The 17,612-nt window shown below is 65.8% G+C and carries 18 protein-coding genes; 11 read left to right on the top strand and 7 right to left on the bottom strand.

Annotated features, from left to right (window positions below; all coding sequences use genetic code 11):
* The first annotated feature begins 20 nt into the window (after positions 1–20).
* The 6 genes from PMI40_RS02175 to PMI40_RS02150 are packed head-to-tail and all read left to right on the top strand — an operon-like array spanning position 21 to position 5,108.
* Entirely contained in the window at positions 21–605 is a 585-nt protein-coding gene (locus PMI40_RS02175) for a GNAT family N-acetyltransferase (protein WP_008111641.1), read from the top strand.
* Positions 586–843 carry a hypothetical protein gene (locus tag PMI40_RS02170; RefSeq protein WP_008111639.1) on the top strand — a complete coding sequence of 86 codons (258 nt, stop codon included), beginning with the start codon at positions 586–588 and terminating at the stop codon, positions 841–843. The genes PMI40_RS02175 and PMI40_RS02170 overlap by 20 nt, the downstream gene beginning before the upstream one ends.
* On the top strand, positions 830–2,146 hold the full coding sequence (locus PMI40_RS02165; protein WP_008111637.1) for a fatty acid--CoA ligase family protein: 1,317 nt from the start codon (positions 830–832) through the stop codon (positions 2,144–2,146). Before PMI40_RS02170 ends, PMI40_RS02165 begins: the two co-directional genes overlap by 14 nt.
* Positions 2,133–2,888 (top strand): SDR family NAD(P)-dependent oxidoreductase, encoded by a 756-nt coding sequence (locus tag PMI40_RS02160; protein ID WP_008111636.1) that lies wholly within the window; start codon positions 2,133–2,135, stop codon positions 2,886–2,888. Before PMI40_RS02165 ends, PMI40_RS02160 begins: the two co-directional genes overlap by 14 nt.
* The gene (locus PMI40_RS02155) at positions 2,881–3,966 is read left to right on the top strand and encodes a 3-oxoacyl-ACP synthase III family protein (protein ID WP_157221426.1); all 1,086 of its coding nucleotides are present in this window, start codon (positions 2,881–2,883) and stop codon (positions 3,964–3,966) included. The genes PMI40_RS02160 and PMI40_RS02155 overlap by 8 nt, the downstream gene beginning before the upstream one ends.
* Positions 3,963–5,108, top strand: a complete 1,146-nt coding sequence (locus tag PMI40_RS02150; RefSeq protein WP_008111631.1) for a class I SAM-dependent methyltransferase — start codon at positions 3,963–3,965, stop codon at positions 5,106–5,108. Before PMI40_RS02155 ends, PMI40_RS02150 begins: the two co-directional genes overlap by 4 nt.
* Positions 5,109–5,199: 91 nt before the next feature.
* Here PMI40_RS02150 and galE read toward each other — a convergent pair whose 3' ends face one another.
* The 5 genes from galE to PMI40_RS02125 form a co-directional block, all read right to left on the bottom strand.
* On the bottom strand, positions 5,200–6,210 hold the full coding sequence (gene galE / locus PMI40_RS02145) for a UDP-glucose 4-epimerase GalE (protein ID WP_008111630.1): 1,011 nt from the start codon (positions 6,208–6,210) through the stop codon (positions 5,200–5,202).
* A gap of 31 nt (positions 6,211–6,241) precedes the next feature.
* Positions 6,242–7,318 carry a CDP-glucose 4,6-dehydratase gene (gene rfbG / locus PMI40_RS02140; RefSeq protein ID WP_008111628.1) on the bottom strand — a complete coding sequence of 359 codons (1,077 nt, stop codon included), beginning with the start codon at positions 7,316–7,318 and terminating at the stop codon, positions 6,242–6,244.
* A gap of 398 nt (positions 7,319–7,716) precedes the next feature.
* Positions 7,717–8,694 carry a tRNA 2-thiocytidine(32) synthetase TtcA gene (gene ttcA / locus PMI40_RS02135; RefSeq protein ID WP_008111626.1) on the bottom strand — a complete coding sequence of 326 codons (978 nt, stop codon included), beginning with the start codon at positions 8,692–8,694 and terminating at the stop codon, positions 7,717–7,719.
* A 21-nt stretch (positions 8,695–8,715) separates the two neighbouring features.
* On the bottom strand, positions 8,716–9,111 hold the full coding sequence (locus PMI40_RS02130) for a dihydroneopterin aldolase (RefSeq protein ID WP_008111624.1): 396 nt from the start codon (positions 9,109–9,111) through the stop codon (positions 8,716–8,718).
* A 19-nt stretch (positions 9,112–9,130) separates the two neighbouring features.
* A complete protein-coding gene (locus PMI40_RS02125) occupies positions 9,131–9,931 on the bottom strand; it encodes an SDR family oxidoreductase (RefSeq protein WP_008111622.1) in 801 nt (266 codons plus the stop codon).
* A 24-nt stretch (positions 9,932–9,955) separates the two neighbouring features.
* Here PMI40_RS02125 and PMI40_RS02120 point away from each other — a divergent pair, with 24 nt between their 5' ends.
* From PMI40_RS02120 to PMI40_RS02100, 5 genes are all read left to right on the top strand, one after another.
* Positions 9,956–11,116, top strand: coding sequence for a class I SAM-dependent methyltransferase (locus PMI40_RS02120; RefSeq protein WP_008111620.1), 1,161 nt, complete (start codon positions 9,956–9,958; stop codon positions 11,114–11,116).
* A 10-nt stretch (positions 11,117–11,126) separates the two neighbouring features.
* Positions 11,127–11,321 (top strand): DUF2905 domain-containing protein, encoded by a 195-nt coding sequence (locus PMI40_RS02115; protein ID WP_008111618.1) that lies wholly within the window; start codon positions 11,127–11,129, stop codon positions 11,319–11,321.
* 27 nt (positions 11,322–11,348) lie between these two features.
* On the top strand, positions 11,349–12,005 hold the full coding sequence (locus PMI40_RS02110) for a response regulator (protein ID WP_008111616.1): 657 nt from the start codon (positions 11,349–11,351) through the stop codon (positions 12,003–12,005).
* A complete protein-coding gene (locus tag PMI40_RS02105) occupies positions 12,002–13,351 on the top strand; it encodes an ATP-binding protein (RefSeq protein WP_008111614.1) in 1,350 nt (449 codons plus the stop codon). The genes PMI40_RS02110 and PMI40_RS02105 overlap by 4 nt, the downstream gene beginning before the upstream one ends.
* Before the next feature lie 211 nt (positions 13,352–13,562).
* Positions 13,563–15,044 (top strand): DegQ family serine endoprotease, encoded by a 1,482-nt coding sequence (locus PMI40_RS02100; RefSeq protein WP_008111612.1) that lies wholly within the window; start codon positions 13,563–13,565, stop codon positions 15,042–15,044.
* 70 nt (positions 15,045–15,114) lie between these two features.
* Here PMI40_RS02100 and kefC read toward each other — a convergent pair whose 3' ends face one another.
* A complete protein-coding gene (gene kefC, locus PMI40_RS02095) occupies positions 15,115–16,953 on the bottom strand; it encodes a glutathione-regulated potassium-efflux system protein KefC (protein ID WP_008111610.1) in 1,839 nt (612 codons plus the stop codon).
* Positions 16,954–16,988: 35 nt separating this feature from the next.
* Positions 16,989–17,525 carry an NAD(P)H-dependent oxidoreductase gene (locus PMI40_RS02090; protein WP_008111608.1) on the bottom strand — a complete coding sequence of 179 codons (537 nt, stop codon included), beginning with the start codon at positions 17,523–17,525 and terminating at the stop codon, positions 16,989–16,991.
* Positions 17,526–17,612: the final 87 nt, after the last annotated feature.

Below are 17,612 nucleotides of genomic sequence, written 5' to 3'. Positions count from 1 at the left end.
AGGTTACAGAAGAGCCCAGCATGACGATACGGTTTCGCCCCCCGACCATCGATGACGCCGAGATGATTCTGCGGTGGCGTTCTTCGCCACGCGTCAACGCCATGATGTACACCGATGTACAGGACGGCGACGTGGAGCAGCAGAAGCGCTGGATCGAGCGTTGCGCGCAACGCGACGACTACGTCCATTTCATCATCGAGGGCGATGGCGAACCGGTGGGTTACCTGTCGTACAGCCAGATCGATCGGGTCAATTCACGCTGCAGTTGCGGTTCGTATTTTGGAACCACCGAAGGCGCCCGCAAATACGGCGGGCACATGCATGCGTATTTCATGGACTACATCTTCCATGTGCTGGGCTTGCAGAAGAATGTGGTCGAGATCATCGATGCCAACCAGCGGGTCGTCAAGTTCCAGCGCCTGCTCGGCATGCGCGAAGTGGGCGTATTGAAGAAACATGTACTCAAACAGGGCGTCTTCCGCGATGTTCATGTCTTTGAATTGCTCAAGGACGATTGGCAGGCGCATCGCTGGAACGTCAATACCGTGGCCGACAGCATGCGTGCCTTCGGCATAGGGGAAGAAAATGGCAGCAGCACAATCTGAAATCGCGCAATTGATCCTGGACAGCCTGCGCGAGTTCTTCGACGAAAAGAAGTTGCCCGTGCCCGCTACGCTGGGCCTGGATAGCACCTTCCTGCAAGGCGACTTGCCGATGGATTCACTGGACCTGGCAGTGTTCCTGCTGATCCTGGAAGAGAAGACCGGACGCGATCCGTTCCGCGACGGTTTCAGGTCGTTCAACACGGTCGCCGACCTGGTTGCGATCTATGCCGAACAGTGAGACGGCCCTGCAGGCACACGCGCCCTGGCTGGACCAGCGCCTGCGCTTGCATGCCCACGATGGCACGGTAGCGACCGCTTCCGACATCGCGCAACTGGCCGCCGGCGCGGCCGCCGCGCTGCCGCCCGAGGTCCGGCGCCTGACCATCGATGCCAGTCAGGCGCAGGCGGTGCTGGTGGCGCTGGCGCTGGCGCAACGGCGCCCGCTGGACATCGCACTGGCGCGCGAGACTGCGCTGGCGAGCTTGCCGTCGCCTCAGCGCGTGCAACTGGCGCCGGGCGTGGTGGCCTGGTTCGACCCACCGGCCGGCGACGCCGAGGGTCCGTTGCAGGCGTCGCGGGTGCGCCTGAGCACGTCGGGCACCACCGGGCATTTCAAGAGCGTGGTGTACCCGCTCGACCGCTTGACGGCCAACCTGCAGCGCCACCCGGCCGGGCAGTCGGCGGTGTGGTTGCTGACCTATGAACCGGCTTCGTTCGCCGGCCTGCAGGTGTTGCTCACGGCAGCTGCCAACGGTGCTGCCGTGCTGGCGCCGCAGCGTACCGTAGCGGCCCTGGCGCAGGCTGCGGTACAGGGAGGTGCCACGCATATCAGCGGCACGCCATCGTTCTGGCGTGCGCTGTTGTCGAGCATCCCGCTGCAGTCGCATCTGCCGCTGCGGGTCGCGACCCTGGGCGGCGAGGCCTGTTCGCAGGACCTGCTCGATGCCATCCGGGTACGCTTCCCGGAGGTGACGATCCGGCATATCTACGCCTCCACCGAAGCCGGGGTCGGCTTTACCGTCACCGACGGTCGGGCCGGTTTTCCGGCCGACTGGCTGGTGCATGGCATCGACGGCATCGCACTGCGGGTGCACGAGGACGAATTGCAGATCCGCACCGCGCGCGGCATGCTGGGCTACGACGGGCGAACCGACGAGGCTACCGACGGTGGCTGGTTCGGCACCGGCGACCTGGTCGAGGTCGAGGCCGAGGCCGACCGCGTGTTGTTCCAGGGGCGGCGCGATTCGGTGGTCAATATCGGCGGCACCAAGGTATTGCCCGAAAAGGTCGAGGCCTGCCTGGCCACGGTCGAGGGCGTGATCGATATCGCGGTGCTCGCCCACCCCAGCCCGATCCTGGGGCACATCCTGATTGCGCAGGTGTATGCGGTACCGGGCGCCGATGCCGCCGTCGTGGAGGCAGCCCTGAAAGCGCGCGCCATGGAGCAGCTGACGCCCGTGGCCCGTCCAGTACGTTATCGATTCGTCGACTCCGTGGTCACGGCGTCCGGCAAGAAAGGAAGAAAGCATGGCAGCGTCTGAACAGCCGCATCTGGTCATCGTGACCGGCGCAAGCAAGGGCCTGGGCCTGGCCCTGACCGCATCCCTGCTCGATGCAGGGTATGCCGTGGCCACCTGCGCACGCAGCAGCGAGCAGGGGCCGGGCCTGGAAGCGCTGGCCGCGACCGCGGGAAAGCGCCTGCGGTATTACCAGCTGGACGTGTCCGACATCGACGCCATTGCCGGCTTCGTCACGCAGGCCTGCGCCGACGCCGGTGTCAAGCGCCCCTACGGGGTGGTCAACAATGCCGGCGTGGCCTGCGACGGCGTGCTGGCCACGCTGCCCAGCGTCGAGATTCGCCGCATGATGGATATCAACTTGATCGGTGCCATCGAAATGGCGCGCGCCTGCCTCAAGCGCATGCTGCGCCACGAAGGCGCGGGACGCATCATCAACATCAGTTCCATCATCGGCAGCCACGGCTACAACGGCCTGTCGGCCTACGCCGCGACCAAGGCCGGGCTGGACGGCTTTACCCGCTCGCTGGCGCGCGAGGTGGGACGTCGCAACATCACCGTCAATTCGGTGGCGCCCGGTTATCTCGAGACCGAGATGTCGTCTTCGCTGCAACCCGAGCGGCGCCAGCAGATCGTGCGCCGTACGCCATTGGGCCGCCTGGGACATGTCGACGACGTGGTACCGATGCTGCGCTTCCTGCTGTCGCCCGAGGCGGGCTTCATCAGCGGCCAGATCATCACCATCGACGGCGGCATCAATGCCTGAGTCCAAGCCCATGCTGCACAGCAGGCTGGCGGGGATCAACCTGCGCGGCGTGGTCGCGGCGGTGCCCGCCAACAGCGAGGACACCGATGCCCTGGCCGCCAGCCTGGGCCGCGACATGGCCGACAAGATCGCAGCGGCCACCGGCATTCGCACCCGGCACCTGGCGCCCCCGGGCGTGACCGCATGCGACCTGGGCCAGGCGGCCGCGCGTGAACTGCTGGATGGCCTGGGCTGGACGCCCGAGAGCGTCGACCTGCTGGTGGTGGTGACACAGACGCCGGACCATCCCTTGCCCGGCAATGCGCCGCTGCTGCAGCACCGCCTGGGTTTGCGCAACCACTGCGGCACGCTCGACATCAATAGCGGTTGCTCCGGTTTCGTCGACGGGCTCTGGACCGCCGCCAGCCTGCTGGCCGGCAGCAATGGCCAGCGCGCCTTGCTGATCGTGGGCGACACCACCAGCCAGTTCGTCGCCGAGGGCGATCGCAACACCCGTCCCCTGTTCGGCGATGCGGTGGCGGCCATCGCGCTCGAGGGCGGCGCCGGCGACGACATCTTCATCGGCGTCATCCCCGGTGTCGATGGCAGCGGCGCTCCCTACCTCAACGTGCTCGACGGTGCTGCGCGCAAGCGCCTGCCCGGGCAGGCCCGCTTCGGCAGCATCTTCATGGATGGGCCGCAGGTATTCGCCTTCACGCTGCGCCAGGTGCCCAAAAACATCGCCGCGGCGCTGGCGCTGGTGGGATGGAGCGCGGACGAGGTCGATCACCTGATCCTGCACCAGGCCAACGAATCGATGATCCGGCACCTGGCCAACAAGAGCGGTTTCACGCCGCAGCAGATGGTGCTGGCGCTGGCCGGGTTCGGCAATACCAGTTCGGCCTCGATCCCGCTGGCCATGGCGTCGGCGCTGGCCGAGCCGCTGACGGCGGCGAGCCGTCCGGTGCAGTTGCTGATGAGCGGCTTCGGGGTCGGCTGGCGCTGGGCGTCGGCGGTCTGGCGCAGCGAGGCACTGCAATATTGCCGCAAGATCGAGGTCGCCACCCCTGATGACCCGCAACCCGGGAGTGCCCCATGAACCTGACATGCCCGCTGTGTGGCGGCTCCAATTTCGATACCCTGGGTAGCGTGCCCTTCTTCCTCGAGGAAGTGCTGCGGGAGCACACGGTGCTCGGTTGCCAGACCTGCGGTCACACCATGGTCGACCTGCGCATGGTCGACGACGAACTGATCCGGCAGCTGTATGCCCGTCCCCTGGACGAAGAGATCTGGGGCCCGGGCGGCAATCGCCCGTATGTCGAGATGATCGAATTTGCGCGCGATGCGCTGGCCGAGGTGATGCAGCGCCCGACGCCGCTGATTGCCGACTTCGGTTATGGCCAGGGCTATGTGCTGGGCGCATTGAGGGACGATTTCGGGGTGCCGCCGCAGGCCCTGGTCGGCTACGATTTCGTGCCCTTGCCGGTGGCCGGCATCACCACCGAGCATCGCAACCTGGGGCAGCTGGATGAACATGCGCAGGTCGAACGCCATTTCGACCTGGCATTCTGCTGCCATGTGCTGGAGCATATTCCTGATCCGCGCCGGTTGTTGCGCGGCCTGTACCGGCATGCCGGACCGGGTTCCTACCTGTATCTCGAAACGCCGGATCACGCGCTGATCAACAAGGAGATCCTGACCGGCAGCAACCAGATCTGCCCGCAGCACCTGCATTATTTTACCGCCGACCGGTTGGCGGCATTGGCCGCCTCGTGTGGCTGGACGGTGGTGCGCCAGGAGGTGAGCCAGTTCGAGTTCGTGCCGCGCGCGCAGGTGCTGCTCTCGCGCGATGGTCGCAGGGACGCCCGCGAGGCCACCCGCACCTTCCTCGGCTATCGTGACGGGCTGCGGGGCGCGCTCACGCAAAGCCTGCTGGCGGCATCGGAAAGCGCGCAGGTCGCTGCCTGGGGGGCCGGCACCGACCTGCTACTGGCGGTGGCGGCCAACGCCGAACTGGCGCAGCGCATCGACAGCGGGCGTATCGTGCCGTATGACCGTGAGCGTGCCGGCGCCATGCTGGGGGATGCCGTGATCCAGCCTTCGGATCTGCTGGTGCAGTTCGCCGGCACCATCGTCGTCACGCCGCGCCCGGTGATCACCCGCTTCAGCATGGTCAAGGCTGCGCGCCGACTGGGGGTGGACGCGCGGGTGCTCGACCCCTATAGCCTGGACGACGACTGAGACGCGACCAATGTCGGGGCCGTCGGCGCGGTGTTTTCGTGGGTGACGAAAATGCCGCCGGCTCGACACGAGCCGGCTGGCGTCGAATGCTTCACGGCTTGAAGCCGTTCGGGTTCATCTGCTGCCAGCGCCACGAATCGGCGCACATGGCGTCCAGTCCCAGCTTGGCTTGCCAACCCAGCTTGCGTCGCGCCTCGGCCGGATCGGCATAGCACGATGCGATGTCGCCCGGGCGACGCCCGGCAATGATGTAGGGCACCGGCTTGCCGGATGCTTTCTCGTAGGCCTTGACCACGTCCAGCACGCTGTAGCCGATGCCGGTGCCCAGGTTGACCGCAAAGCACTGTGGCTCGGTCAGGTTTTCCAGCGCGGCCAGGTGGCCCATGGCCAGGTCGACGACGTGGATGAAATCGCGTACCCCGGTGCCGTCCGGCGTAGGGTAGTCGCCGCCCCAGATCGAGAGCTTCTCGCGGCGCCCGATGGCCACCTGCGCCACATACGGCATGAGGTTGTTGGGAATGCCGCCCGGGTCCTCGCCGATCAGGCCGCTGTCGTGCGCGCCGACCGGGTTGAAGTAGCGCAGCAGCGCGATCTTCCAGTCGGGGTGGGCGCGGTGGTAGTCGCGCAGCATGTCCTCGATGACGATCTTGCTGCGACCGTAGGGATTGCTGGCCGACAGCGAGTGCGCCTCGTCCAGCGGCAGGTATTGCGGATCGCCATAGACCGTGGCCGACGAGCTGAAGACGATGGTCTTGACGCCGGTGGCCTGCATGGCTTCGAGCAGGCGCACGGTGCCGACCACGTTATTGTCGTAGTACATCAGCGGTTGTTCGACCGACTCGCCGACGGCCTTGAGCCCGGCAAAGTGGATCACCGCTTCGCACTTGAATTCGCGCAGCACACTTTCGAGTTGTTCGCGATTGCGGATGTCGCCCTTGACCAGCGAGACCGACTGGCCGCTGATCTGCTGTACCCGCGCCACCGACTCGGGGCTGCTGTTGGAGAAGTTATCGAACACCACCACCTCGTGGCCTGCCTTGAGCAGCTCCACGCAGGTATGGGAACCGATGTAGCCGGCGCCGCCGGTAACGAGAATATTCATGGTGCGATCCGCCAGATTCGAGATGCGGCGATTATGTCAGACTCTGGTAGAAAGCGATCTGGTTCTCTGACAATGCGCGCAGATCTTCATTGTTGAGGTAGCCGCTATACCACTGCGCGGTCAGTTCGAGCGCGGTGTAGAGCTCCATCTTGGGCACCCAGTCCAGGCGCTGGCGGGCCTTGGAGATGTCCAGGCGCAGGAAGGCCGCTTCGCGCGGCGCATTGCCTTGCGGTTCCAGGCATACCTCGACCGGCGCCACGTCGTTCTTCTGCAGCGAATGGTTGAACGTGGCGCACAACTGGCTGACCGTCTGCAGGTCGGTGTCGGACGGGCCGAAGTTCCAGCCTTCGGCATATTGGGTGCCGTTCTCGAACAGCAGTTGCGCGATCTGCAGGTAACCCGACAACGGTTCGAGCACGAATTGCCACGGGCGCACCGCATGCGGGTTGCGGATGCTGACCGGTTCTTCCCGTTCGCGGGCGCGGATGAAATCGGGAATCAGGCGGTCCGCGGCGAAATCGCCGCCGCCGATGACGTTACCGGCGCGTACGCTGGCTACGCCCACCGGATTGTCGGGATTGGCGGCGAAGAACGAACGCCGGTAGGCCGAGGTCACCAGTTCGGCCGCGCCCTTGCTGCTGCTGTAGGGATCGTGGCCGCCCATCGGATCGTCCTCGCGGTAGCCCCACAGCCACTCGCGGTTCTCGTAGCACTTGTCGCTGGTGACCACCACCACCGCACGCACGCTGGGCGTGTTGCGCACGGCCTCCAGCACGTGTGCGGTGCCCATCACATTGACGGCATAGGTGTCGACCGGGGAGGCATAGGCTTCACTGGCCAGCGGCTGGGCCGCCATGTGGATGACGACATCGGGCTGGAATGCGGCCATCGTCTCGCTCACGTGCAGCAGGTCGCGTACGTCGCCGGTGGTGGTGTGCGCGCAGCCCTGCAGGCGCGCCAGGTGGAACAGGCTGGGATTGGTCGGGGCCGGCAACGAAAAGCCGCTCACCTTGGCGCCGAGCATATGCAGCCAGAGCGTCAGCCAGCTTCCCTTGAAGCCGGTATGCCCGGTGATGAAAACACGCTTGTCTCGCCAAAAATTTGCCATCAGGCAGCCTCATACACGTATTGCAGAGAGTCGTTCGGGGTGCAGAGACGCGAATATGGGATCCACGCGGATAGCGAACCTTGCCGGTTGCCAGCCTCCCGGTATTTTTCGTGTCGGGACCACGTTTCCCTGCGAAACCACGACTACATGGTTATGGGTGTTTTCCCTCGCAACGACGCCTGTGGCGCAGCTGCAGTGATGGCCAGATTAGACCATGGGGGAAAGGGGCTTCAAGCGAGGATCAGGAGGGTATTTCTCGTCTAATCTCGATGAATATGCGGGGCCTGTACAACAATTTACGTTTGCCCGGCGCGGCATCGGCAAACCGGAGGCTTGACGCTGCCGGTTTGCGCGATGAGACGTTGTGTATCGTGCTTTTTTGGGAGGAACGTGACGCGCTAGTCGGCGGGCAACAGCGAGATCACTTGCGTGGCGAAGTCGGCACCGACGCCGCCCCCGGTGGCGCACGGTTCTTCGTCGAACGCGATGTCGCCGTTGGCGTCGGGCTGGCCGCTGGCCTGCAGGCCGGCAAAGCCGAACAGGTCGCGGTCCATCAGGTGCGAAGGCACCACGGTCGACAGCGCCGAGAAGATATTGTCGACCCGGCCCGGGAATTTCTTTTCCCATTCGCGCATCAGGCCCTTGATCTGCTTGCGTTGCAGGTTTTCCTGGCTGCCGCACAGGTCGCAGGGGATGATCGGGAACTGCTTGATCTCGGCATAGCGGATCAGGTCGGATTCCTTCACATAGGCCAGTGGCCGGATCACGATCTGGCGGCCGTCGTCGGACTGCAGCTTGGGTGGCATGCCCTTGATCTTGGCGCCGAAGAACATGTTGAGGAAGAAGGTCTCGAGGATGTCGTCGCGATGATGGCCCAGCGCTACCTTGGTGGCGCCCAGCTCGGTGGCCACCCGGTACAGGATGCCGCGCCGCAGGCGCGAGCACAGGGCGCAGGTGGTCTTGCCTTCCGGGACCACGCGCTTGACGATGCTGTAGGTGTCCTGGTTCTCGATGTGATAGGGCACGCCCAGGCGCTCGAGGTAGGCCGGCAAGACGTCGGCCGGGAAATTCGGCTGTTTCTGGTCGAGGTTGACGGCAACGATGTCGAAGTCGATCGGTGCGCGCTCGCGCAGCGTCAGCAGGATGTCGAGCAGTGCATAGCTGTCCTTGCCGCCGGAGAGGCAAACCATCACGCGGTCGCCTTGCTCGATCATGTTGAAGTCGCCGATGGCCTGGCCGACCTGGCGACACAGGCGCTTGTGCAGCTTGTTGTTCTCGTAGGCGATCTTTTCGGCGCGGCGCACGCCGGTGGCTTCGGTGGCGGTGGCCGGGCTGTCGGTGGCGGCCTCGGCGGCGGGATGGAGACGGTCGTTCATGATGTTTTTCCCAACGTGGATTCAGTTGCCCTGCTTGATGCGGAAGACTTCCACGCCGACTGCATCGCAGTCGGGGTAGACATCGGGCTTTTCGGTCGAAACGCGGGCCGCGCGCACCTTGGGATGCGCCAGCATGGCCGCGACCACGTCGTCGCACAGGGTTTCCTGCAGGTGGATGTGGCCTTGCGCCATGCGACGGGCGATGGTGGAGCGGATGAAGTCGTAGTCCACCACTTCTTCCAGCAGGTCGGCCTTGGGGGTCGATTCGGCCAGCGGGATGAACAGGTCGACATTGATCAGGATGCGCTGCTCGCCCTTCTTCTCGAATTCGTGCACGCCGATGTTGATGAGGACTTCGTAGTTGCGCAGGAACAGGCGGCGGCAATCTTGCAGGGAAGGATGGGACAGAGCGAGCATGATCAGAAGAAAAAGAAGATTATTTCGCCACGAACATGACGTCGCGCGAAAGGGGAAGCAAATGCTGGCCGCCGTCGACCAGCAGGGTAGTGCCGGTAATGGCGCCGGCGCCGGCCAGGTAGCACACGGCGGCGGCCACGTCCTCGGGCGTGCTGCTCTTGCCCAGGGGCGTGACCTGGTGCGCGGCGTCGAACTGCTCGGCGGTCTGGTCGCCCGACACCATGGTGATGCCCGGCGCCACCCCCACCACCCGCACCCGGGGCGCCAGGGCCTGGGCCAGCAGCGTGGTGGCGCTGTGCAGCGCGGCCTTTGACAGCGTGTACGACAGGTAGTCGGGGTTGGGATTGTACAGTTTCTGGTCCAGCAGGTTGATCACCACCGCCTGGGCGCCGTGCGGGGTGGCCTCGAATAGTGCCTGCGCCAGCAGCACCGGGGCGCCGACATTGGCGCTCATGTGTTGCAGCAGCCGCTCGCAGCCGAAGCTGGCGGCGTCGTCGTAGTCGAACAGGGAGGCATTGTTGACCACGCAGGTGACCGGCCCGAGTGCGGCGGCGGCGGCCGGTACCAGCTGCCGTACCCGGGCCTGGTCCGACAGGTCGCCCTGGATGGCGGCCGCGCGCCGGCCCAGCGCTTCGATTTCGCGCACCACGGCCTGTGCCTGGTCGGCCGAGCGGTGGTAATGCACGACCACGTCCCAGCCGGCGCGCGCCAGCGCCAACGCGATATGGCGGCCGATGCGGCGCGCCGCGCCCGTGACCAGGGCCACGCCGGTCTCGGCAGGCAAAATCGGGGCGGCAGACGGGATGGCTTGGGTTTCCATTGAAATGAGTTCTACAATACGGCCATGCAACTGCAACTACCTGAACCGGGCGCCGACGCACTGGCCGCCTCGCACTCGCTCCAGCAACTGGTCGCCGACGACATTGTCGCCGCGGGGGGCTGGATTTCCTTCGAGCGCTATATGGAGCTGGTGCTCTATGCGCCGCGACTGGGCTATTACAGCGGTGGCGCGGCCAAATTGGGCAAAGACGGAGATTTTACAACCGCGCCAGAAATTTCGCCGCTGTTTGGCGCGACTTTGGCGCATTTAGCGACAGAACTGATCGCCACCAGCCCGTCGGTGGCCAATGTGCTGCTCGAATTCGGGGCCGGCACCGGCAAGCTGGCGGCCGATATCCTGCGCGAATTGCAGGCGCGGGGGCAGTTGCCTGACCAATATTTCATCGTGGAAATTTCCGCCCAGTTGCGCGACCGCCAGCGCCAGACGCTGGGCGGGTTCGCGTCCAGGGTGGTGTGGCTGGATGCGTTGCCCGAGAGCTTCTCGGGGGTAGTCATCGGCAACGAGGTGCTCGATGCGATGCCGGTGCGGCTGGCGCTCAAGGCTGGCCAGGCGTGGCTGGAGCGCGGCGTGGCGCTCGATGCGCAGGGCGCGTTCTGCTTTGCCGATCGTGCCAGCGCCGAGCTGCCGGTGGCGCAGATTCCACAGGCCGATGCATTGCCCGACGGGTACCTGACCGAAGTGGCGCCGGTGGCCATCGGTTTCATGCGCACGCTGGCGCAGATGCTCACACGGGGCGACGGTGCGGTGGCGATCCTGCCCGATTACGGTTTCCCGGCGGCCGAGTACTATCTGGCCGAGCGCGCCCAGGGCACCCTGATGTGCCACTACCGCCATCACGCGCACCCCGATCCGTTCTATCTTCCCGGCTTGCAGGACGTGACGGCGCACGTCGACTTCACCGCCATGGCGGTGGCGGCGGTGGAACAAGGGGCGGAGGTGCTGGCCTATACCAGCCAGGCGGCGTTCCTGCTCAACGCCGGCGTGGGCGAACTGCTGTTGCGGACCTCGCCCGAACAGAGCATGCAATACCTGCCGCAAGCCAACGCCGTGCAGAAGCTGATCTCGCCGGCCGAGATGGGCGAGCTGTTCAAGGTGCTGGTGATCGGGCATCGCGCCCAATGGCCGCAGCGCATGCTGCACCTTGACCGCACCCACAGGCTGTAAGGAGAAACGCGTGATACGTTGGGTGGTGGTGATCTTTCTGGCGGTGATCGTGTTTTCGACGCTGCTGCCGTGGCTGGAAAAGCTGGGCATCGGGCGGCTTCCCGGCGACGTGCGCTTTCGCCTGTTCGGACGCGACTTCTCGTTGCCGTTTGCGTCGACCATCCTGTTGTCGACGCTGGTGTTCCTGGCGGCCAAGCTGCTCTGAAATCGACATTGACCTGATGGAGCCGGTATGCGGGTGTTGCTGGTAGAAGATGATCCGATGGTGGGCGAGGCCGTGCGCAAGGGTTTGCGCCTGGACGGCTTTGCCATCGACTGGGTGCAGGACGGCAAGTCGGCCGACGCCGCGCTGCGCGACGAACAATACGCCATGCTGCTGCTCGACCTGGGCCTGCCGCAAAAGGATGGCCTGGCAGTGCTCAAGACCTTGCGCGAACGCGGCAACCCGCTGCCGGTACTGATCACCACCGCGCGCGATGCCGTGGCCGACCGCGTCGCCGGGCTCGACGCCGGCGCCGACGACTACCTGATCAAGCCATTCGACCTGGAAGAGCTGAGCGCGCGCATGCGGGCGCTGTTGCGCCGCCAGTCGGGGCGCGCCGACAGCCTGGTGCAGGTGCGCGAGGTGGTACTCAACCCGGCCACCCACGAAGTGAGCGTGAGCGGGCAGGCGGTCAACCTGTCGGCGCGCGAGTTCGCCTTGCTGCGGGCCTTCATGGACCGCCCGGGCGTGATCCTGTCGCGCGCCCAGCTCGAGGAAAAACTCTACGGCTGGGACGACAGCATCGAAAGCAACGCGGTCGAAGTCCACATCCATGCCCTGCGCAAGAAACTGGGCAGCGACTTCATCAAGAACGTGCGCGGCGTCGGCTACCTGGTGCCGGCATGAAATCGGTACGCAACAAACTGCTGCTGTGGCTGGGACTGGGGCTGTTCTCGATCATCGTGGCCGCTGGCGTCGGGCTGTATTTCCAGGCCCGTGGCGAGGCCAACCAGATCTTCGACTACCAGATGCGGCAGATCGCCGCCTCGCTGCCGCGCCAGGCTTTTTCGCCGATCTCGCCGGGCCAGCAACTGCCCGAGCTGGAGGACGAGATCATGATGCAGATCTGGGACAGCAGCGGCACCGTCATCTACCACTCCCACGCGCGCAGCGCCATGCCGCGCCAGGCCGAACTGGGCTTTGCCAACGTCCACGGACCCAACGGCCTGTGGCGCGTCTACAGCGCCCAGATCGGCAGCACCGTGGTGCAGGTGGCGCAACCGCAGAGTGCGCGCGACGAGATCGCCGCCCAGATGGCGGTCAAGACGGTGGCGCCGCTGTTGCTGCTGTTCCCGCTCATCGGGGTACTGGCCTGGCTGGCCGTGAGCCGCGGTCTGGCGCCGGTGCGGCGTGCCGCCGCCGAGGTCCAGGCGCGCGACATGCATTCGCTCATGCCCATCGGTGACGCCGGCCTGCCGCAGGAGATCCTGCCCCTCACGCATGCCCTCAACGACCTGCTGGCACGGCTCAAGCAGGCCACCGAAGCGCAGCGAGCCTTCGTGGCCGATGCCGCCCACGAACTGCGCACACCATTGACGGCGCTGCGGCTGCAGGTGCAACTGGCCGAGCGTGCCGCCGATGCCGACGAGCGCCAGGCTGCCTTTGGCGACCTCAAGAATGGCCTGGAGCGCGCCAGCCACCTGGTGCATCAACTGCTGACGCTGGCCCGCCAGGAACCCGAGGCCATGGCGCGGCAGGCGGTCGACCTGCGCGCCTTGCTGCGTGACGTGGTGGGCGCTCTGTCGTCGGTGGCGGTGCATGGCGGGATCGACCTGGGGCTGGCCGAGGACGGCGACGATGGCAACCCGCTGGTCGTCACCGGCAATGGCGAGGCCCTGCGCATCCTGTTCAACAACCTGGTGGACAACGCCTTGCGCTATACCCCCCAGGGTGGCGTGGTGGATGTACGTTTCGAGGCATCCGATGAATGTTGCACGGTGGTGATCCAGGACAGCGGTCCCGGCATCGCCGAAAGCGAAATGCCGCGCGTGTTCGACCGCTTCTATCGGGCGCGCCGTGCGCTGGAACAGAACGCCGGTCGCGCCGCATTCGGCAGCGGGCTGGGGCTGGCCATCGTGCGCCAGATCGCCGACCTGCACGACGCGCGGGTCGAATTGAGGAACGCCGACGGTGGCTTGCAGGCGCGGGTGGACTTGCCGCGCTCGCCGATGTCCGCCACGCCATCGTCTTAGCTGACGACATGCCGTGGCGCCGCGTCGGCCTGGTTTGCCGTCGATCCCGGCAAGCCGGTGTGCGGCACCGCGCACGTTGGCCGGCGGGCAGCGATGACGCCACCGGTGCGGCCTTTTCTTAAGTCTGTCTTAATTTTCGGCGCTTAATCTGCACTCCAACGGTCGAGCCCGCTCGACCCCCGGATAATCCCTGACCGACAAGGAGTGCATGATGAGCCGACGCATTGTTTTCGTCCGTAACACCCTGGCCGTGATGCTGGCCGCCGCGGTGGGCGGCGGTTATGTCTATTTTCATGGCGCCGATTTCCCGTCGGCGCATGCCGCGCCGGTCGGCGCGCCCCTGGTGGCCGCCAATGCGGCGCCAACCGCCCCGGCCGGTCCGGTGGTGGCGGCGGCGACCGACTTCTCGGGCATCGTGCAGCGCGCCGGCCCGGCGGTGGTCAACATCAGTGTCACCGGCAAGGTCAAGAAAGTGGCCGACGACGGCGACGAGGCCGATCCGGACGATCCATTTGCCCAATTCTTCAAGCGCTTCGGGCCGCAATTGCAGGTGCCGCGCGGCCCGCAGGTGATGCATGGGCTGGGGTCCGGTTTCATCATCTCGCCCGACGGCATCATCCTGACCAATGCCCACGTGGTCGACGGCGCCCAGGAAGTGGTGGTCAAGCTGACCGACCGTCGCGAGTTCAAGGCCAAGGTACTGGGGGTGGACAAGCAGAGCGATATTGCCGTCATCCGCATCGATGCCCGCGACCTGCCCACGGTGCAGATCGGCGACCCTTCGCAGGTGCTGGTGGGCGAGCCGGTGCTGGCCATCGGCTCGCCCTACGGCTTCGACAACACGGCCACCGCCGGCATCATCAGCGCCAAGTCGCGCAGCCTGCCGGATGACAACTACGTGCCTTTCCTGCAGACCGATGTAGCCGTCAATCCCGGCAACTCGGGTGGTCCGCTGTTCAACCTGAAGGGCCAGGTGATCGGCATCAATTCGCAGATCTACAGCCAGACCGGCGGCTTCCAGGGGCTGTCGTTCTCGATTCCGATCGACGTGGCAATGAAGGTCGAACAGCAATTGGTGCAGCATGGCAAGGTGACCCGCGGCCGCCTCGGCGTGTCGGTGCAGGATCTGAACCAGACCCTGTCCGAATCGTTCGGCCTCAAGACTGCCCAGGGGGCCCTGGTGAGCTCGGTCGAGAAGGGCAGTCCGGCCGACCAGGCCGGGCTGCAGGCCGGCGATGTGATCCTGCGCTTCGGCGGTCATGCGATCGATCATTCGGTCGACCTGCCCACGCTGGTGGCCGATACCGCGCCCGGCACGTCGCAGCCGATCGAGGTGATGCGCGGCGGCCAGGTGCGCAGCCTGAACGTGAAGGTAGGCGAGATGAAGGCCGCCAGCAACGATGCCCCCGCCAACAAGGCCGGCAATCCGGGCCGCCTGGGCCTGGCCGTGCGGCCGCTCGACAAGGACGAGCAAAAGCAGCTGGGCGGGCAGAACGGCCTGCTGGTCGAAGATGTGTCGGGCCCGGCGGCCATTGCCGGGATCCAGGGCGGCGATGTGATCCTGGCGCTGAACGGCACGCCCGTGACCAACGTCGAGCAATTGCGCAAGCTGGCGACCAAGGCCGGCAAGAGCGTAGCGCTGCTGGTGGAGCGCGGCGACGAAAAGATCTTCGTGCCATTGACGCTGAATTGATGGCGCCGCTGGTGTAGTTGGTAAGCAGTGAGGGTTGGCCGGGTGGACATCGACATCTACCCGGCTTTTTTTACGTCGGGTCGCGCGGCCTTTCGTCGGCCATCTCGCCGCGCCAGTGTTCAGGGGCATGGTCGCGCAGCATCGCTTCGCGGTCACCCGTGAACATGGCCTGCAGTTCCTCGCGTGCCTGTGCCGCCATCGACACCATCTGCTGCTGGTCCTTGTAGTGCGGGTACAGGTTGTAGAGCGTCTTGATGTTGTGGGCGCGGAACTTCATGGCGGCCTGGCGTGCGCGATAGGCGCCGAAGTCGAGTTCCTGCAGCACTTGCCGGCCCATGTGCAATGCGCTCTCGAAGGTTTCGCGCTCGAGCACCGTCACGCCTCGGTCGAGCAGGTCGTAGTAGTGCGTGACATTGCGGGCGCGGGCGGCGATGACCAGGTGCGGAAATTCCTCGCGCACCTTGTCGACCATCTGCAGCGTGCCGGCCGCGTCATCGATGGCGATCACCAGCACGCGCGCCTTCTCGGCACCGGCCGTGCGCAGCAGGTCGATGCGGGTGGCGTCGCCGTAGAACACCTTGAAGCCGAACTTGCGCAGGAAGTCGATCTGGTCCGGATCGTGGTCGAGCACGGTGGCGCCGATGCCATTGGCATGCAGCAGGCGTCCGATGATCTGCCCGAAGCGGCCGAAGCCGGCGATGATCACCGGGTGGTCCTGCGGCTCGATCTTGTCTTCCGGGCGGCGTCGCCCGGAATCGAGCCAGCGCACCAGCAGTCGGTCGTGAACCAGCAGCAGCAGGGGCGTGACCAGCATCGACAGCGCCACCACCACCACCAGCATGGACGATACCTCGGGCGTGAGCACCTTGGCGGTGACGGCCGCGCCGAACACGATGAAGGCGAATTCACCGCCTTGCGAGAGCAGGAAGGCAAAGAACAGCTGCTGGCCGCGCGCAATGCCGAAGCAGCGCCCCAGCAGCCACATCACGCTGGCCTTGATGGCCACGAAGGCGGCCACCAGGCCGAGGATGCGCCACGGCTGGGCCAGGAACACGCCAAAGTCGACCGACATGCCCACGGCGATGAAGAACAGGCCCAGCAACAGTCCCTTGAAGGGTTCCAGGTCGCTCTCGAGCGCATGGCGGTATTCGGAATCCGCCAGCAGTACCCCGGCCAGGAAGGTGCCCAGTGCCATCGACATGCCCACCGATTGCATCAGCAGGCAGGTGGCGATCACCAGCAGCAGCGAAAAGGCGGTGAAGATCTCGCGCATGTCGGTCTTGGCGATGATGCGCAGGATGGGACGCATCAGCACCCGCCCGCCGAAGATCAGCAGCGCGATCACCAAGGCCACCTGGCCGGCGTGCAACCAGCCCTGGCCGCTGCCTTCGACGGCGGCCATGCCCAACAGCGGCACGGCAGCCATCATGGGAATGGCGGCGATATCCTGGAACAGCAGGATGGCGAAGCCGGCCGAGCCCGCCGGGGTGGCGGTGAGCTTGCGCTCGCCCAGCGTGGCCAGGGCAATCGCGGTCGAGGACAGCGACATGCCGAGCGCGGCGATGAGCGCCACCCGCCACGGTACGCCAACGGCCAGTGCCGCGGCCAGCAAGGCCGCACTCACTGCCAGCACCTGGGCGCTACCCCAGCCGAAGATGGAGCGGCGCAGCGACCACAGGCGCTTGGGATCGAGTTCCAGGCCGATCAGGAACAGCAGCAGCACCACTCCGAATTCGGAAAACTCAAGGATGTGCTTGACCTCGCTGATGAGGCCCAGGCCCCAGGGGCCGATGACAATGCCGGCCAGCAGGTAGCCGAGTACCGCGCCCAGGCCGAGGCGCTTGGCAATCGGTACGGCAGCCACGGCGGCCAGCAGGTAGACCAGTGCTTTGAGAAGGTGTTCGTCCATGGAAGGTGTCGGGCGGAGTTGGGCGTGGGGCGAGATCAGCGCCAGGCGGGATAGCTGGCCAGGCGGTCGGCATAGTGCGATACATGCTGCTGGAACCGGAGCGGCTCGAGATGGTGCGCGCCGTGCAACACCAGCGGCGGCAGCCAGTGCATGCCGCACAGCCGGGCGGTCTGCTGGTATGGCGGCAGGAAGTCGTCGAAGACATGGCCGTGACGGCCCTGCGGACCATACGCGGCCGTCTCGCCACCGGTACTGGCCACCAGCCACAGGCCCTTGTCGCGCAGCGCGTGGCCGTCATGGCCGAAGGCCCAGCCGCGAGTCAGCACCTGGTCCAGCCATTCCTTCTGCAATGCCGGCATGCTGTACCAGTGGATGGGGTGCTGCAGCACCACCAGGTCGGCCGCGGCCAGCAGCTGCTGCTCGTGCTCGACGTCGATGTCGAAATCGGGATAGCGCTGGTAGAGGTCGTTGATGGTGACGTTGGGCAGGCGGGCGGCGGCCTCGATCATGAGGCGGTTGGTGCGCGACAGCTCGGCGGCTGGATGGGCGTAGAGGATCAGTACGTTGGACATGGTGGGTGCAATGAGGCACGGGCGGAAGGCACCGGAACAGCGCAGATCGCCAATTCTCCGGAACATGTGCGGCAGATATGCTGTCTG

It is taken from the genome of Herbaspirillum sp. YR522 (genome assembly GCF_000282575.1).
Taxonomy (GTDB): Bacteria; Pseudomonadota; Gammaproteobacteria; order Burkholderiales; family Burkholderiaceae_D; genus Herbaspirillum.
Note: the sequence above shows the minus strand (reverse complement) of the source record. Positions and strands in the feature narration are given on the sequence as shown.

Excerpts from the sequence above, each read along its gene's own strand:
- PMI40_RS02155 (WP_157221426.1), top strand. The coding sequence starts at position 2,881 with ATGCCTGAGTCCAAGCCCATGCTGCACAGCAGGCTGGCGGGGATCAAC.
- PMI40_RS02150 (WP_008111631.1), top strand. The coding sequence starts at position 3,963 with ATGAACCTGACATGCCCGCTGTGTGGCGGCTCCAATTTCGATACCCTG.
- PMI40_RS02170 (WP_008111639.1), top strand. The coding sequence starts at position 586 with ATGGCAGCAGCACAATCTGAAATCGCGCAATTGATCCTGGACAGCCTG.
- PMI40_RS02105 (WP_008111614.1), top strand. The coding sequence starts at position 12,002 with ATGAAATCGGTACGCAACAAACTGCTGCTGTGGCTGGGACTGGGGCTG.
- PMI40_RS02160 (WP_008111636.1), top strand. The coding sequence starts at position 2,133 with ATGGCAGCGTCTGAACAGCCGCATCTGGTCATCGTGACCGGCGCAAGC.
- galE (WP_008111630.1), bottom strand. The coding sequence starts at position 6,210 with ATGAATATTCTCGTTACCGGCGGCGCCGGCTACATCGGTTCCCATACC.
- ttcA (WP_008111626.1), bottom strand. The coding sequence starts at position 8,694 with ATGAACGACCGTCTCCATCCCGCCGCCGAGGCCGCCACCGACAGCCCG.
- PMI40_RS02130 (WP_008111624.1), bottom strand. The coding sequence starts at position 9,111 with ATGCTCGCTCTGTCCCATCCTTCCCTGCAAGATTGCCGCCGCCTGTTC.
- PMI40_RS02125 (WP_008111622.1), bottom strand. The coding sequence starts at position 9,931 with ATGGAAACCCAAGCCATCCCGTCTGCCGCCCCGATTTTGCCTGCCGAG.
- PMI40_RS02110 (WP_008111616.1), top strand. The coding sequence starts at position 11,349 with ATGCGGGTGTTGCTGGTAGAAGATGATCCGATGGTGGGCGAGGCCGTG.
- PMI40_RS02120 (WP_008111620.1), top strand. The coding sequence starts at position 9,956 with ATGCAACTGCAACTACCTGAACCGGGCGCCGACGCACTGGCCGCCTCG.
- rfbG (WP_008111628.1), bottom strand. The coding sequence starts at position 7,318 with ATGGCAAATTTTTGGCGAGACAAGCGTGTTTTCATCACCGGGCATACC.
- PMI40_RS02090 (WP_008111608.1), bottom strand. The coding sequence starts at position 17,525 with ATGTCCAACGTACTGATCCTCTACGCCCATCCAGCCGCCGAGCTGTCG.
- PMI40_RS02175 (WP_008111641.1), top strand. The coding sequence starts at position 21 with ATGACGATACGGTTTCGCCCCCCGACCATCGATGACGCCGAGATGATT.
- kefC (WP_008111610.1), bottom strand. The coding sequence starts at position 16,953 with ATGGACGAACACCTTCTCAAAGCACTGGTCTACCTGCTGGCCGCCGTG.
- PMI40_RS02165 (WP_008111637.1), top strand. The coding sequence starts at position 830 with ATGCCGAACAGTGAGACGGCCCTGCAGGCACACGCGCCCTGGCTGGAC.
- PMI40_RS02100 (WP_008111612.1), top strand. The coding sequence starts at position 13,563 with ATGAGCCGACGCATTGTTTTCGTCCGTAACACCCTGGCCGTGATGCTG.